Origin of the sequence: Intestinibacillus sp. Marseille-P6563 (assembly GCF_900604335.1) — a bacterium.
GTDB lineage: Bacteria > Bacillota > Clostridia > Oscillospirales > Butyricicoccaceae > Butyricicoccus_B.
Window position 1 is genome coordinate 90476 of sequence record NZ_UWOD01000002.1, and the last position, 14913, is coordinate 105388.

Annotated in this window: 17 protein-coding genes; 5 read left to right on the forward strand and 12 right to left on the reverse strand. The window is 53.9% G+C overall.

What is annotated here, in order from left to right; genetic code table 11:
- Nucleotides 1–60 precede the first annotated feature (60 nt).
- From EFB11_RS08510 to hydF, 4 genes are read left to right on the forward strand one after another with little or no spacing between them, the layout of a single operon-like run.
- On the forward strand, nt 61–321 hold the full coding sequence (locus EFB11_RS08510) for a TM1266 family iron-only hydrogenase system putative regulator (RefSeq protein ID WP_122789818.1): 261 nt from the start codon (nt 61–63) through the stop codon (nt 319–321).
- On the forward strand, nt 318–1289 hold the full coding sequence (gene hydE / locus EFB11_RS08515; protein WP_122789819.1) for a [FeFe] hydrogenase H-cluster radical SAM maturase HydE: 972 nt from the start codon (nt 318–320) through the stop codon (nt 1287–1289). The genes EFB11_RS08510 and hydE overlap by 4 nt, the downstream gene beginning before the upstream one ends.
- Before the next feature lie 21 nt (nt 1290–1310).
- Nucleotides 1311–2726, forward strand: coding sequence for a [FeFe] hydrogenase H-cluster radical SAM maturase HydG (hydG, locus tag EFB11_RS08520; protein WP_122789820.1), 1416 nt, complete (start codon nt 1311–1313; stop codon nt 2724–2726).
- A 12-nt stretch (nt 2727–2738) separates the two neighbouring features.
- Nucleotides 2739–3938, forward strand: coding sequence for a [FeFe] hydrogenase H-cluster maturation GTPase HydF (gene hydF / locus EFB11_RS08525; protein ID WP_122789821.1), 1200 nt, complete (start codon nt 2739–2741; stop codon nt 3936–3938).
- Between the two features lie 37 nt (nt 3939–3975).
- On the opposite strand, the gene cysK is transcribed toward hydF, so the two are convergent.
- From cysK to EFB11_RS08565, 8 genes are all read right to left on the reverse strand, one after another.
- Nucleotides 3976–4908, reverse strand: coding sequence for a cysteine synthase A (cysK, locus tag EFB11_RS08530; protein ID WP_122789822.1), 933 nt, complete (start codon nt 4906–4908; stop codon nt 3976–3978).
- 129 nt (nt 4909–5037) lie between these two features.
- Complete coding sequence (locus EFB11_RS08535; RefSeq protein ID WP_122789823.1) at nt 5038–5448, reverse strand: RrF2 family transcriptional regulator; 411 nt, start codon at nt 5446–5448, stop codon at nt 5038–5040.
- Between the two features lie 27 nt (nt 5449–5475).
- On the reverse strand, nt 5476–6009 hold the full coding sequence (locus tag EFB11_RS08540; RefSeq protein ID WP_122789824.1) for a hypothetical protein: 534 nt from the start codon (nt 6007–6009) through the stop codon (nt 5476–5478).
- Nucleotides 6010–6069: 60 nt separating this feature from the next.
- Nucleotides 6070–6666: a hypothetical protein gene (locus EFB11_RS08545; RefSeq protein ID WP_164706681.1), complete on the reverse strand. Its 597-nt coding sequence runs from the start codon at nt 6664–6666 to the stop codon at nt 6070–6072.
- 20 nt (nt 6667–6686) lie between these two features.
- On the reverse strand, nt 6687–7052 hold the full coding sequence (locus EFB11_RS08550; RefSeq protein WP_122789826.1) for a type II toxin-antitoxin system PemK/MazF family toxin: 366 nt from the start codon (nt 7050–7052) through the stop codon (nt 6687–6689).
- Nucleotides 7053–7223: 171 nt separating this feature from the next.
- Nucleotides 7224–8348, reverse strand: a complete 1125-nt coding sequence (gene alr / locus EFB11_RS08555; protein ID WP_122789827.1) for an alanine racemase — start codon at nt 8346–8348, stop codon at nt 7224–7226.
- Nucleotides 8335–8958, reverse strand: coding sequence for a hypothetical protein (locus EFB11_RS08560; protein WP_122789828.1), 624 nt, complete (start codon nt 8956–8958; stop codon nt 8335–8337). The genes alr and EFB11_RS08560 overlap by 14 nt, the downstream gene beginning before the upstream one ends.
- A gap of 18 nt (nt 8959–8976) precedes the next feature.
- A complete protein-coding gene (locus tag EFB11_RS08565) occupies nt 8977–9849 on the reverse strand; it encodes an NAD(P)H-hydrate dehydratase (protein WP_122789829.1) in 873 nt (290 codons plus the stop codon).
- A 259-nt stretch (nt 9850–10108) separates the two neighbouring features.
- On the opposite strand from EFB11_RS08565, the gene EFB11_RS08570 reads away from it, so the two are divergent.
- Nucleotides 10109–10591 (forward strand): DUF2798 domain-containing protein, encoded by a 483-nt coding sequence (locus tag EFB11_RS08570; protein ID WP_122789830.1) that lies wholly within the window; start codon nt 10109–10111, stop codon nt 10589–10591.
- Between the two features lie 264 nt (nt 10592–10855).
- Here EFB11_RS08570 and EFB11_RS08575 read toward each other — a convergent pair whose 3' ends face one another.
- The 4 genes from EFB11_RS08575 to EFB11_RS08590 form a co-directional block, all read right to left on the reverse strand.
- A complete protein-coding gene (locus tag EFB11_RS08575) occupies nt 10856–11284 on the reverse strand; it encodes a flavodoxin (RefSeq protein ID WP_122789831.1) in 429 nt (142 codons plus the stop codon).
- A 31-nt stretch (nt 11285–11315) separates the two neighbouring features.
- On the reverse strand, nt 11316–11894 hold the full coding sequence (locus EFB11_RS08580) for a DUF3793 family protein (RefSeq protein WP_122789832.1): 579 nt from the start codon (nt 11892–11894) through the stop codon (nt 11316–11318).
- Nucleotides 11895–12063: 169 nt separating this feature from the next.
- Nucleotides 12064–13242: a phosphodiester glycosidase family protein gene (locus tag EFB11_RS08585; protein WP_122789833.1), complete on the reverse strand. Its 1179-nt coding sequence runs from the start codon at nt 13240–13242 to the stop codon at nt 12064–12066.
- Between the two features lie 30 nt (nt 13243–13272).
- Complete coding sequence (locus EFB11_RS08590; protein WP_122789834.1) at nt 13273–14853, reverse strand: DEAD/DEAH box helicase; 1581 nt, start codon at nt 14851–14853, stop codon at nt 13273–13275.
- Between the last annotated feature and the right edge of the window lie 60 nt (nt 14854–14913).

Genomic DNA, 14913 nt, shown 5'->3' on the forward strand with positions numbered 1-14913 from the left:
TTTTTTGGTTTTCCCGTGTCTGCCGGCATGGGATTTTTTATTGCTGGAAAGGACTTTTTTATGGAAGAAACGCGTATTGCTTTATTGGGGATTATTGTGGAAGATCTGACGGCAACCGAAAAACTCAATCAGCTTTTGCATGAATATGGAGAATATATTGTCGGCCGTATGGGAATCCCCTACCATGACCGCGGGGTTGCGATCATCAGTGTGGTCATGGATGCACCGCAATCGACTGTAAGCGCTTTGTCCGGAAAACTCGGTATGCTGCGCGGCGTCAATGTTAAGACGGTCACCCAAAAGGTAGGAGGTTCGGCATGACGCTCGACCGCTCTGCCCTGATCGATCTGCTGCAAGCCGACGAGGATGCCTTTGCCCCTATTTTTGCGCAAGCAGGCGCGGTCTGCCGCGCGCAATTTGGGGATACCGTCCGTATTCGCGCCTTGCTCGAATTTTCCAATTATTGCAGACGGTCGTGCCGCTATTGCGGACTCAACTGTCACAATACAAATTTGGCGCGTTTTCGTCTGGAGCCCGATGAAATCGTCCAGACAGCGCTGAAAGCCGCCGAAAACGGCTATCAGACAGTCGTACTGCAATCAGGCGAAGACCCCTACTATACCCCGGATATGCTAGCGGATATCGTCACCCGCATCAAAAAAGCGGCTCCGGCCATTGCTGTAACTCTGTCCTGCGGTGAATTTCCAGCCGAGGCCTATCAGCAGTTCCGGACGGCTGGCTGTGACCGGTATCTTCTCAAGCATGAAACCTCAGACCCAAAGCTTTATGCGGCCCTGCATCCCGACTCCTGTTTGGAGGAACGAGTGCGTTGTCTGAAGGACATCAAAAAAGCCGGTCTGGAAACCGGCGGCGGATTTATGATCGGCCTGCCTGGTCAAACGGCTGCCACCATTGCAGACGATTTGCTGCTTTTGCGCAGCATCCCTTGCGACATGGCGGGCATTGGCCCCTTCTTGCCCCATCCAGACACGCCACTCGGTACCGAGCCGCATGGCAGCGCTATGCTGACTTTGCGCGCTGTCGCACTCGCCCGTTTGCTGCTGCCGCATGCCAACCTGCCGGTCACAACCGCCCTGGGCGTACTGGACCGGGCCGCGGCCGACCGGGTCTATGAATCGGGCGGCAACGTCGTGATGCGCAAGGTGACACCCTCCCGTCTGCGCAAACTGTATCAAATCTATCCGGCGGAATTTTCGGAAACGACCATTGCCGAAGGCCGCCGCCAACTCGAAGAAGAATTAAGAAACCGGGGCAAGACCCCCGTATGAGAGAGAAAGAAGGCTATTGTTATGTATGATCCCCGTTCGCTCAAAGCCGAGGAATTTATCAACCATCAGGAAATTTTGGATACCCTATCCTATGCCGAAGCGCACAAAGATGATTTGGAACTGGTCAATCAAATCATTGACAAGACTGACGCTTGCAAGGGTCTGAGCCACCGCGAAGCTGCGGTCCTGCTTCTGTGCGAAGACAAGGATGCGCTTGCGCGTATCTTTGCCCAGGCGACCAAGATCAAGCAGGCCTTTTATGGCAACCGCATTGTCATGTTTGCGCCGCTGTATCTGTCCAACTATTGCGTCAATGGCTGCACCTATTGCCCCTATCACCTGAAAAACAAGCACATTGCACGCAAAAAGCTGACGCAGGATGAAATCCGCCGCGAAGTCATTGCCTTGCAGGATATGGGCCACAAGCGTCTGGCGCTCGAATGCGGCGAGGACCCGGTCAACAACCCGATCGAATATGTCCTCGAGTGCATTGATACCATTTACTCCATCAAGCACAAAAACGGCGCCATCCGCCGCGTGAATGTTAACATCGCGGCCACCACGGTCGAAAACTACAAAAAGCTCAAAGACGCCGGTATCGGCACCTATATCCTGTTCCAAGAAACGTACAACAAGGAGCAGTATGAGCTGTTGCACCCGACCGGACCCAAGCACGATTACGCATACCACACCGAGGCCATGGACCGCGCCATGCAGGGCGGCATCGACGATGTCGGCTGCGGTGTCCTGTTTGGCCTGAACCTGTACAAATACGATTTTGTCGGTCTGCTGATGCACGCCGAACATCTGGAAGCTGTATATGGTGTTGGCCCGCATACCATCAGTGTGCCCCGCCTGCGTGACGCAGATGATATTGACGCCTCTTCGTTTACCAATGGCATTTCGGATGAACTGTTCCAAAAGATCGTCGCCATTTTGCGCATCTCGGTGCCGTATACCGGCCTGATTGTGTCCACCCGCGAATCCAAAAAGACTCGTGAAATGGTCATCAAGTACGGTGTATCGCAGATCAGCGGCGCTTCCCGCACCAGTGTGGGCGGCTATGCCGACGGCGGCGAAGAGGAGGATTCCTCCCAGTTCGAGATCAGCGACAACCGTACGCTCGATGAAGTTGTGCGCTGGCTGCTCGAACTCGGCCACATCCCCTCGTTCTGCACTGCCTGCTACCGCGAAGGCCGCACGGGCGACCGGTTTATGAGTCTGGTCAAGTCGGGACAAATTCGCAACTGCTGCCTGCCCAATGCGCTCATGACGCTCAAGGAGTTTGCTGAGGACTACGCCAGTGAGGAAACGCGTAAGTTGGCGCTCGACATGATCGCCAAGGAAGCCGAAACCATCCCGAACGATAAGGTGCGCAGCATTGTCTATGAGCATCTGCATGATATGGATGGCGGTATGCGTGACTTCCGCTTCTAAAGGAGGAACGCCATGCCAACGCTAAACGAAACCCCTTCGGCCAACCGCCTGCATATTGCGATTTATGGCAGACGAAATGCCGGCAAATCTTCGCTCATCAATGCGCTGACCGGCCAGCCGGTCGCGCTGGTGTCCGATGTGCCGGGCACGACCACCGACCCTGTGCGCAAGGCCATGGAAATCCGTGGCCTAGGCGCCTGCTTGCTCATCGACACCGCCGGTTTTGACGATGATGGCGATTTGGGCGCCATGCGTGTACAAAAGACCGAGGAAACCATCCCGAAAGTGGACATTGCCCTGCTGTTATGCGCTGGGGACGATCTGACGCTGGAAAAGGAATGGAGCCGTAAGCTGCGCGAACGCGGCATTCGGCAAATCACTGTGGTCAGCAAGGCGGATGAACGCGACGCACAGACGCTGGCACAGCGCATCACACAGGAACTCGGCAGCGAGCCTCTGATCGTCAGCGCCAAGACGGGAGACGGTATCCCTGCGCTGCTCACTGCGCTGGCGCGGGCCATCCCGGAAGGCTATGGTGCACCGTCGATTTTAGGCGGTCTGGCTGGTCCGGGTGATACCGTTCTGCTCGTAATGCCGCAGGACAAAGAGGCGCCCAAGGGCCGTTTGATTCTCCCTCAGGTGCAGACCATCCGCGAACTGCTTGATACCGGTTGTATCTCGATCAACGCGACCCCTGACACGCTGGAAAACGCACTGGCAGTGCTGCGGGAACCGCCTGCCCTCATCATCACCGATTCACAGGTTTTCCGAGAGGTTTATGAAAAGACTCCAAAGGGTGTCAAACTGACCTCCTTTTCGGTCTTATTTGCTGCTCACAAGGGCGATTTATCTGCCTTTGTCGAAGGTGCCCGGGCAGTCGACCGCTTGACCGATTCTTCGCGCGTCCTGATTGCCGAGGCCTGTACCCATGCTCCCTTGACCGAAGATATTGGCCGAGTGAAAATCCCCGCCCTGCTGCGCAAAAAATATGGTGCAGGGCTGCAAGTTGACATTGTCAGCGGCACGGCCTTCCCGGAAAACTTGGATGCCTATGACCTCATCGTTCACTGCGGCGGCTGCATGTTCAACCGCACCTATCTGCTCTCGCGGGTACGGCAAGCCCAGTCGGCCGGTGTCCCTATTACAAATTATGGCGTTTTGATCGCCAAACTCAAAGGGATTCTGGATGACGTTGCCCTTCCTTCGGTATAACAAAAAACGCTGCCAAGTACTTGGCAGCGTTTTTCTTTTACTCTGCGGCAAACATCGGGGTGGACAGATACCGGCTTCCGGTATCCGGCAGCAGCACCACGATATTCTTGCCCTTGTTTTCTGGGCGCTTGGCCACTTCCATGGCGGCCCAAAGGACTGCACCCGACGAGATGCCAACCATCACGCCTTCGGTGCGGGCAATCTCTCGTCCCCAGGCAAAAGCATCCTCATTTTGCACCGGGATGACTTCATCATAAATCGATGTGTTCAGGATGGCCGGCACAAATCCAGCACCGATGCCCTGAATCTTATGGGCCCCCGCCTGTCCCTTGGACAAAACCGGCGAATCTGCCGGTTCTACGGCGATAACCTGCACATTCGGGTTCTGGGCCTTTAAATACTGGCCTACACCAGTCACTGTTCCGCCTGTGCCAACGCCAGCAACAAAAATATCCACCTGTCCATCGGTATCACGCCAAATTTCCGGGCCTGTCGTTTGCTCATGCACTCTGGGGTTGGCCGGATTGTCAAACTGCTCTGGAATAAAGCTATGCGGGATGTCGCGCGCCAATTCCTCGGCCTTGGCAATGGCACCCTTCATGCCCTTTGCTCCTTCGGTCAAGACCAACTCCGCGCCATATGCCTGCACCATCTGCCGGCGCTCGACCGACATGGTTTCCGGCATCACCACGATCATTCGATACCCTTTGGCTGCTGCAATCGCAGCCAGGCCGATGCCTGTGTTGCCGCTGGTGGGCTCAATGATGACGCTGTCCGGTGTCAGTCGGCCATCAGCTTCCGCGGCATCCAGCATCGCCTTGGCAATGCGATCCTTAACGCTTCCTGCCGGATTAAAATACTCGAGTTTTGCCAGGATGGATGCCTGTATCCCATGCTTTTCCTCCAAGCGGGAAAGCCGGAGCAACGGTGTGTTGCCAATCAGTTCGGTTGCACTATGAAAAATACGCATATCGATGTTACCTACCTTTCGAGGGAGATCTTTAATTCCTATCGTTTATGTAGGTATATTAACATCATTTTCATACCAAGTCAATAGGTTTTTAGAAAATAAAAAATTTCGTTGAATTGACTACTGCCGTCATTCCTTTTTCTGCAAAAGTTGCTGCAAGGTGATGGAATCAAAAAAGTCTTTGATCCGGCGGTCCAACTCTTTCCACATCGGTAAGGTCACGCAACCCTGTGCCCGGGCACAGCTTTCCCCGGTCAGTTCGCCGCAGGCAATCGGGGCCAATGTGTCTTCTGCCGCTTCTAAAATCCGCCGCACCGTACAGGTGGCCGGATCACAGGATAAAATATACCCGCCGCCTTTGCCCCGTGTACCGCTGACCAAACCAGCTTGCACTAGCTTTTTTAAAATGGCCTCCAGATATTTCTCGGAAATGCCTTGCCGCTCTGCAATATCCCGCAAGGGTACCGGCGTATCCCCTGGACATTGTGCCAGTTCGGCCATCACGCGCAACGCATATCGCCCTTTGGTTGAAATCAGCACAGCTTTTCACCTCCTTCTTAAAACCTATCATACAACAAGGTTTTTGCTTTTGCAAGTCGATTCGGTTGCTTTCCAGTGAAATGCTGCCACATAACCATGCTCCCCTTTTTGAATCTCACAGGCGGTGAGGACAAAGGCTAAAGGCTGCTCCTGCTGCGAATCAAAGGGCGCACGCAGCCATCCGCCTTCGGCATCCGCTTGCCAAACAGCGCCTTTTTCCACTGCTTGTAACATGTGCGGGTCCTGCGGCAGCGATGTGGTATGGTTTTCTATTTGCGGCGCACAACCCGGACGCCCGTCATCGATATAATACCGGCGCGGCAGTTCAGTGATCTGGAAACTGCGCAGAGTTTCCGGGGTCCACAGCCGTTTTAAACGCAGTACCCCATCTTCCGGCTCCAGAACACCGATTTTGAAATGCCGCTCCTCCACTTGGGTGTATAGGCGGACCACTTCCTGCGTATGCAGCGTACAGGTGGCCTCAAATTGTATGCCATGGATGTCCTGTGTGGCTTCCACAAACCCAGCCTCCTGGCCGCGATATTCCACCGGAAACCGCATCCCCATCCCTCCTACATAAAAAATGCGTACCTATTTTAAGGTACGCATTTTTCTTGCGATTTATGACACCGAATGCCCGCCGTTTACCAGCACCGTCACCGAACTAGTGGCATGGAATCCGGCGCTCTGTGTGGTTGCAATATAACGATGGTCCTGCGTCAGCGCTTCGTCTGCAGACAGCACACCGCCCCCCGACAAATCGGTCAGACCGGTACCTGCGCTTTCGACACAGGTCGCACTACCCTTGCGCAGTACGATCTCTGTATCCACATCCAGCTTCAGCGTAGAACCGGGAGCGACATTGACCGTTTCCCACTCGTTTTCTTCTTCGACCCCGCCGGCATCAGTGACTTTTTTGACGAAGGTATCGTCATTGGTCAATTTAGCCGCCAGAGAAGCGATTTTGTTGTCGAGTGCCTGACTCATCTCCACGATCTTGCGCTCCATCGTGGACTGATATGTGCTCGCCTGCGTTTTCGCCGTATTCTCTGCCGCACTGGTCAGAGAAGGGGTCAGCACCTGTTCCAAATAGCTTTGTGTGATGAGCGGGTCCTCCGCAGAGCCATATTCGGCTGCTACTGCGGCATAACCGGTGATCAGCATGCACACCATCAGCACCGCTCCCACTGTAATTGTAAATCTGCGTCTATTTCTCACCGCTTGGTAACTCCTCGTTTTTAATTCGTGGCTTGCTGCTCCAAACCAAAGCTGACGGCCAGCGCTTCATCCACATGCCGCATATGCGCTTCATCCAGGCAGCCCATCTTTTCACGCAACCGTTTCTTATCCAACGTGCGAATCTGTTCCATCAGCACGACCGAATCTTTGGTCAGCCCAAAAGACCGGGCGCCCAATTCAATGTGCGTCGGCATTTTGGCTTTATTGACCTGCGATGTGATCGCAGCGGCAATCACGGTCGGGCTGAACCGGTTCCCTACGTTATTTTGCACGATAAGTACCGGTCGGATCCCACCTTGTTCGCTGCCGACCACCGGACTGAGGTCGGCGTAATAAATATCTCCTCGTTTGATACTGTTATCCACGTTTGTCACACTCCGATGGAAAGGATTTGGGGATTAAGACCCTGTAATCCTATTTTCCCCACAAAGCGGGTGATTATAAGGCAAAGCGCAGAAATTTTTCTGACATTGCCGCAGGGCTTGACGCCCTACATCCCAGCTTATGCGGTTTTGGAGTGTCCGGTTCCGTTTTGCTTATCCAAAGTAAATGCGGGGCACGCGCGCCGAAGCAGCGCAAAGCACCTCGTACGAGATCGTCCCGGCCGCTTGCGCAACGTGATCGGCTGTGATCTCGCCCGGGCCAAAAATAATCACTTCGTCGCCTCGCTTGATCTGGGCGCCCTCAGGCACTTCGATCATGCACATATCCATACAAATCCGGCCCAATACCGGCGCCGGTTTTCCATCTGCCAATACATAGGCACGCCCGGAAGCCGCCCGCAGATAACCATCCGCATATCCGATGGACAGGACAGCCTGCTGCATCGGACGGGTCACTTCATAGGTACGGCCATAGCTGACCGTGCGTCCAGGTTCCACATCACGCACCTGCACCACACGCGCTTTCAACGTCATCGCCGGCCGCAGATCGAGCACCCGCGGCAAGCTGGGGTCCGGATAATAGCCATACAGGATAATGCCTGCACGCACCATATCAAAATATCCGTCTTTATATTGTAACACACCGCCACTATTGGCGCAATGCTTGACCGGAATATGAAGTCCGGAACCTTCCAGACCTTCTGCAACTGCGCGAAATTCTTCCATCTGCCGCTGGGTGAATGCCTGCCCATCCAGCGTATCCGCCACTGCAAAATGGGTAAACATCCCCTCTGCGACCAGACCCGGCAAAGCCGCCAGACGGATAATTTCATCCACGGTTTCCTGTACGCGCCGCGCGGCAAAACCGATACGGGTCATGCCGGTATCCAGCGCGAAGTGGACCCGGATGGGGCTGCCTTCCTGCTGAGCAGCCAGGGAAAAGACCTGCGCGGTTTCCCGGTCATAGACCGGCACCGAGATATCATAGCGCGCGATCAGACGCGCATCCTCATCTCCGACATAGCCGAGAATCAAAATCGGCAATTTGACGCCCTGCTCCCGCAGTTCGATGGCTTCACTGACCGTCGCCACGGCAAAACGGGCGGCGCCGGCAGCGGCCAGACGTTCGGCAACCCGAACGCTGCCATGTCCGTAAGCGTCTGCCTTGATGATAGCCATTACCGGGCAATCGCCTACATATTCCTGAATCACACGAAAATTATGTTCAATCGCACCCAAATCGATTTCTGCCCATGTGCGATGCTTATTCTGCTTCATTGTTGTTTGATCCCTCTATTTGCTGAACTTCACTGAAAAACACCTGCATGACCCGCTGATCGTCCGCGTACAGCTCAGCATACGACGGCCATAAACTTTCGCGGGTAAACCAAATCTGGCGCATGATGCGTCCCTGATCGTCCTCGGTCTCATAGCGTGCCACCACCATCTTGACACCGCCTACGGTTTCCTCCCAGGTTTCCAAGGGTGCGCCGGTACGGATCGTATCCATCAAAAGCGGCAGGACATCGGCTGGCGTCAATCCAGCCCGTGCTGGCTGTGCGGTATCAAAAACCGTATCGTCATACTGTACCGTCAAATTCGCTGGGCTTTCGCCCGAAGCGACAAGGACGATCCCTGCCAGTGCATCGGGGGTTTTCAGTGTAAAAATATCGTTGTCTTCTCTATTATACTCAAATTCGCCGCCATATTCCAGAGTGGATTGCTCCAAATCGGAAAGAATTTTTACCTGTGCTGTAAATCCGGGCAGCTGCTCATAGGTCTGCTGGATTTTTTCTGGGATTCCGGTATTTCCGGACTTGACGCCGCAGCCGCACAAAAGGATAAAAAAGGCCGCCACTGCCATGGCGGCGCCTGTTTTCTTTCGCAAATGCAATCCACTCCTTTTTTATGATGATCGGATGTTTTGAACCTGAGCAATGGTATACGGCAATGCTTGCAGCATATCGCTGGGGGTCATGCCATATTCGCCCATCTCCGCCGCACATCGATCGCCGACCGCACCGTGCAGCCAAGCACCCATGCAAGCCGCTTCAAAGGCCGGAATCCCTTGTCCGAGCAGCGAGAGCAACATCCCAGCCAAAACATCCCCACTGCCCCCCTTGGCCATGCCGGGATTGCCGGTCGTATTGCGCGCCTGCCGGCCGTTCGGCGCGGATAGAAGAGTCCGATGGCTCTTGAGCAGCAGCACACTGCCGGTATCCTGGGCAAAGCCTTGTGCAGCCTCCTCCGACCGGGCGGACTCCACACCGGAAATCCGGGCAAATTCCCCTTTGTGCGGGGTCAAAATTACAGGGGCCTGTGCCTTCCGCAGTATATCTATATGCCCCGATAAGGCATTTATGCCATCGGCATCCAGAACCATCGGGCATTGTGCCGTTTGAATTAAATCCCAGACCATAGCGTCCAAAGCATCCGACCGTCCCAAACCGCTGCCCAGCAGCATGGCATCGGCCCGGCTCATTAAATGATGCAGTTCGGGCAAAGCTTCTTTGGAAAATTTGCCTTCTGCATCGCAAGGCAGCGGCCGCACGACCGGTTCGTTAAGCTTGACCGCCAAAATTGGATAAATCGCCTCCGGAACAGCCAATGTTACCACACCGCTTCCCATCCGTACTGCGGCTTGCGCAGCAAAATAGGCCGCGCCGGTATATCCCTTGCAGCCGCAAATGGCCAGCACACGCCCATAATCATTTTTATTGGTTTCTGCCTGCCGCACCGGCAGGTGTTCCCGCACAAACCTACGATCGATCTGCTGCATTGTACAAATCCTCCCCGAAGTGTTTTCTTTTATTGTACGCCATTTGCGGGGCTTTGCAAAGGAGATTTCCGGCGTATCCGCTCAAAAAATCCTTGCTTTTTACAGTTGGACATGATAAACTAGATTGGCTCAACAGAATACGCTTGGTTTTTGGTAATCGATTGGAAACGACACATGTGCGCCTTGGCTCGCTGATAACGAACAACACAAAAGCATATGTGTTTTTTTGCGCCCATTTTTCAAAAAGGAGTTTTTAAACATGCCAAAAACCAAATTTCAAAACATCATTTTCACTCTGCTCATGGCATTCGTGATGGTCTATGCCATGGTCTGCTACAACATTGCCTGGAATGTCGGCGGCATGCAAAACCGTGTCTTTGTCATAGCCTTGGAAGAAATAGTTATTATGTGGCCGGTTGCATTTTTTTTGGAGTTTTTTGTGGTTGAGCATCTCTCGCAGAAATTGGCCTTCCGCCTGGTCACACCCGGCCGGGATAAGCCGATTTTCATTCTGTTGGCGATTTCTTCGATGATCGTATGCCTGATGTGCCCGATTATGAGCCTGATCGCTACCATCTTATTTCAGAATCCGGGCTCGGAATTGATTGCAGTTTGGCTGCAAACCGCTGCTGTCAATTTCCCCATGGCGCTGTGCTGGCAGATTTTCTTTGCCGGTCCGCTGGTCCGTTTGATTTTCCGCACAATCTTCCGCAAACAGCTTCAGCAGGATACCCACTCATAAGAAAAAAGCGATCCCCCGCCTCCTGGTCAGAAAAGGCGGGGGATCATTTCGTTTTCATGGCGGTGCGGGCCTTGAAAACATTAGTAGTATAGCACATTTCTTTCGACACATCCGTCGTATTTTGTCGAATGTTGTGAATTTATTTTTACAGATAGCAAAAGACGCAGCTTTCGCTGCGCCTTCCGCTACAAGATTGAATGAGGAATGAAGTACCCGTCTGCTCAGAAAAAAGCGGATGGGAGAGATAGGATCAAAGAAAATCAATCAGCCTGCCAGTGTTTTGCCTAAGTCCTTGCAGGCTTCCAAGTCCTCCGGCGTGGGAGTGCCATGTGCGCGCAGACCTTCGTCTTGGACAAGATATGCCCCGGCATTGTCGGTGCGTGCCTGCCAATCGCGCATCCACTGGCCATCGCCCCAGTCGAACGAGCCAAACAGAGCAACGCGCTTACCAGTTAATTTGGGTTCCAGTTCGGTGAAGAAGGGTTCAAATTCCATCTCTTCGAGCACCTCCGCGCCCATGGCCGGGCATCCCAGCGCCAGGCGGTCAAACCCTGCGGCTTCGGCTGCATTGGTATCCGCGACCGACAGGAGCGATACATCGGCCCCTGCAGCCTTGGCGCCTTCTGCCACAGCCTGCGCCATCATTTCGGTATTGCCGGTGCCAGACCAGTAAATTACAGCTACTTTGCTCATGTTGTATAACCTCCAGTGATTCAATATATTTTCACGCTGTACGCATTGTTTGCATTTCCAGCAGTTGCGTGACGGTTTTTCCTGCGCGCAGCGCCTGTTCCAGCGCATCCCGGCAGGCATCAAAGGTTGCAAAGCTTTTCTTCGCAGCCTCTACATTGGTGTATACCTTCCAATAGCCGCATAGTTTACATCCTTCGCCGCGATTTTGTTGAAAGGCTAAGACATCCGATATGGGATACCCCAGGAACAATCCGATTTCGTGCGGAAACGTCCGATATCTTTGCAGCCGGTATTTTAAAAACTCCAGCTGTGCGCGCATCCCTCCTGCCGGATAGCCATCGCGCTGCAGCAGATTGGAAACCGTCGATTGGGAAAGCTGTCGTTGCAGCAAGGCTGGATCATAGACCAGAACCAGCCATCGCTTGTCGCAGCTGCACAGGAGCTCCATATGGATTCCGTAGGATTCCATTACCGGTTGATATGTTTGCAGCACATGCGGCAACTCTGGAAATTCACGCTTGGCGAAGCTCACCAGATTGGCAGGCTTTAACCGGCAAAGTGCAGGCGCGCAATGGTGTACTAACTCGTTTTCAAAGCGTCGAATGTGCATGGATGTCCCTCCTTGTTAGCTTATGCTAACCTATGTTTCGAAGAAAAGTCAGCCAGGCTTTTTCGTTGTTAGTCTTGGCTAACTTGTGTATTTAATATATCATACCCCTCCCCCGCTGTCAAGCACATTTCAAAAAAAACAGCCGGATTTTTTCCGGCTGTTTTTTCTCTTATTGTTTCCAACTGACCGTGAAGGCATTGGGGAGTTTCCGTCCATGCGGATTATCACCGGCCGTTGTCGGATGGGTGATCTCACGGCCATTGTAATACATGACCGACGAGGAACCGCCATCCAGATTACAAGCCTGCACGGCACCATACTCCTCCAGTACCTCTTTGCAATCGCCTACGGTTGCGCCCGCTGAGCGGGTACTGCGGCCATCGATGACCAGCATCAGGACCGTTTTATCCGCAGCCTGTCCAATGGCGGTACGGGGCTGCAAGCCCCATCCGGACGAGGCGCTCTTAAGTTTAGACTCTCCATCGACCATCAGCGCCGGACCAAATTCCACAGCATCCCACAGGTCGTCGGTGATGTTGGAATCGCCGATCTGCATGAGATCATCTTCGTCAAAGCCGATAATTTTATAGCCGTGTTCATACGGCTCCTGCAATTCCTTGCCTGCCACCTTCAAGTAGCCATAGGGTGTACCGCCGTTGCCAACGCCATCGGCATCGACAAAACCGGAGGCATTGATCGCCAGAATCGCGTCATTGTCTTCCGCGATATCCTTGATATACTGGCCCACATCGAAGAGTTCCTCACACGTTTTCAGTTCGACCCGTGAGGCATCCTTGACAATCGCCAATCTGCCTTCATACGTCTCACCCTTGACTTTTACGATCATAATACCCTGTTTGGCGCTGATCGCCAGAACGGTGTCGCCCTGTTTAGTACGGATACCGGTATCGCTGTCCTCATCGCACTTATCAATGGCGATACGGTCCCAGCCTTTTTCCAGCACCTCTTCATGGTCTTCCAGATAGCTTTCAAAGCTTTCCCGGTCCAATTCATTGAACAGGGTATAGAACCGCTCTTCTTCGTCTTCGATCTCCTCGGATTCGACAATGGCTGAAGTCACGTCCCCCAGATTCCAAGTCGATTCGGCGGTCTTTTGCAGCTCTGTCGTTTCTTCGCGGGTTTTCATGACCTCATCAATGATCGACTGCGGAATAAATGCAGTTGCCAGCCACTGATGGCTCATGGTGCTCATAGCCGTTTCAATATACAATGTCCGCCACTTGGTGACAAAGGCGTTGTCTGTGTATAGAAGGACGGGATATGCTACCGTAGCCATCAGTAAGACCAATACCAAAGCACCCAGTCCGACACGATGCTTTCCGTTCATAGAAGTACTCCCATCCTAGTCGTTGTCTGTTTATTTTTTTGCCGGGGTACGCTTGCGGCCACGACCACGGCCCGTACGAAAGATACGGCGCTGCTTTTTCTCTTCCGTGTTTTGTGGCGTTTGCTGTGCCATCTGCTGCTGCCGCGCAGCAGCCCGTTCGGCCAGCTTTTGTTGGATTTTTGCCCGCACACGAGCGGCTGCCTCTTCCGACAGCTCCCGGGTCCGCGGAGTGGAAATATCCATGCTCAAATCGTCCCGCTGCTTGGACCGGCGCGACGAGCGGCTGCTCGGCGGCGTCTGCGCCGGCTTAGGATACTTTTGCGCCAATGCTTCGGTCGGCCCGTTGTGATGGGACTGACGACGATTGGGCACCTTCTTCTTTTCCGGTGCGGGTTCGACTGCCTGGGTCTTTTTTGTCGCGGCCTTACGGCGCGACGGCGACTTGACGACCGCACGCACGGTTTCCACCGGTGCAGGGACCACCGGCATATCGGCCGGCCATTCCTTTTCTGGAATCTGGGTCCGCGTCAGCTTTTCAATGTCCTTCAAATACGGCCGCTCATCCTGGGCACAGAACGACAAAGCGGTGCCTTCCATGCCTGCCCGGCCGGTGCGGCCAATGCGATGCACATAGGTTTCCGGAATATTCGGCAAATCAAAGTTGATGACTAGCGGCAATTCAGAAATATCCAGCCCTCGAGCCGCAATATCGGTTGCCACCAATACTGCGATCTTGTATTCCTTAAACAGCTTGAGTGCTGTCTGCCGCGCTCCCTGGGACTTATCTCCATGCAAAGACCGTGCCGAAATCCCTGCGCGGTTCAAATCGCGCGCGATGCGGTCAGCGCCATGCTTGGTGCGGGAGAATACCAGCGTTTGGGGCACATTTCGTTCGCGCAAAACAGCCTTCAGCAGTTCACGCTTTTCGGCCTTTTCCGCAAAGTAGACGCCCTGTTCGATGACTTCTACCGGCGTTGCAGCCGGGGTGATCGACACCTGTGCCGGACGATGCAACATGGTCTTGGCCAAATCGGCAATCTCCTGCGGCATGGTTGCCGAAAACAACAGGGTTTGCCGCTTGCGAGGCAATTTGTCGATGATGCGCTTGACATCCTGAATAAAGCCCATGTCGAGCATACGGTCGGCTTCATCCAGCACAAAGCATTCCACCTTACTGATGTCCAGCAGCTTCTGCCCCATCAGATCCCACAGCCGTCCCGGCGTTGCGACCAAAATATCCGCGCCGCGTTCCAGGGCTTCCACCTGGGGCACTTGGGACACGCCGCCATAGATGACGGCTGCGACCCGTCCGGTATAGCGGCTGTACTGACAAATATTTTCATAGATTTGCAGCGCCAGCTCGCGGGTTGGGGTCAGAATCAGGCCGCGAATGGGACGCGGCTCACCCGGCGCAGGCTTGCCCATGTGCTGCAACAGCGGAATGGAAAATGCAGCGGTTTTCCCGGTGCCCGTCTGCGCACACCCCAAAAGATCCCGGCCAGCCAATACCAGCGGGATGGCTTTTTCCTGGATAGGGGTCGGCTTTACATAACCGATCTCTTTCAGTGCGCGTAAAATGGCGGGATCAATCCCAAATTCATTAAAGTTCATACTAACTCCTACTATCTGAAAAAATCAGCCGGATGTGCGCGCAGCCCTTGCATTCCCAAA

What these genes read in the sequence shown, in the direction of transcription:
- EFB11_RS08510 (WP_122789818.1), top strand. Translation starts at nt 61, where the DNA reads ATGGAAGAAACGCGTATTGCTTTATTGGGGATTATTGTGGAAGATCTG.
- hydE (WP_122789819.1), top strand. Translation starts at nt 318, where the DNA reads ATGACGCTCGACCGCTCTGCCCTGATCGATCTGCTGCAAGCCGACGAG.
- hydG (WP_122789820.1), top strand. Translation starts at nt 1,311, where the DNA reads ATGTATGATCCCCGTTCGCTCAAAGCCGAGGAATTTATCAACCATCAG.
- hydF (WP_122789821.1), top strand. Translation starts at nt 2,739, where the DNA reads ATGCCAACGCTAAACGAAACCCCTTCGGCCAACCGCCTGCATATTGCG.
- cysK (WP_122789822.1), bottom strand. Translation starts at nt 4,908, where the DNA reads ATGCGTATTTTTCATAGTGCAACCGAACTGATTGGCAACACACCGTTG.
- EFB11_RS08540 (WP_122789824.1), bottom strand. Translation starts at nt 6,009, where the DNA reads ATGCGGTTTCCGGTGGAATATCGCGGCCAGGAGGCTGGGTTTGTGGAA.
- alr (WP_122789827.1), bottom strand. Translation starts at nt 8,348, where the DNA reads ATGAAGCAGAATAAGCATCGCACATGGGCAGAAATCGATTTGGGTGCG.
- EFB11_RS08565 (WP_122789829.1), bottom strand. Translation starts at nt 9,849, where the DNA reads ATGCAGCAGATCGATCGTAGGTTTGTGCGGGAACACCTGCCGGTGCGG.
- EFB11_RS08570 (WP_122789830.1), top strand. Translation starts at nt 10,109, where the DNA reads ATGCCAAAAACCAAATTTCAAAACATCATTTTCACTCTGCTCATGGCA.
- EFB11_RS08575 (WP_122789831.1), bottom strand. Translation starts at nt 11,284, where the DNA reads ATGAGCAAAGTAGCTGTAATTTACTGGTCTGGCACCGGCAATACCGAA.
- EFB11_RS08580 (WP_122789832.1), bottom strand. Translation starts at nt 11,894, where the DNA reads ATGCACATTCGACGCTTTGAAAACGAGTTAGTACACCATTGCGCGCCT.
- EFB11_RS08585 (WP_122789833.1), bottom strand. Translation starts at nt 13,242, where the DNA reads ATGAACGGAAAGCATCGTGTCGGACTGGGTGCTTTGGTATTGGTCTTA.
- EFB11_RS08590 (WP_122789834.1), bottom strand. Translation starts at nt 14,853, where the DNA reads ATGAACTTTAATGAATTTGGGATTGATCCCGCCATTTTACGCGCACTG.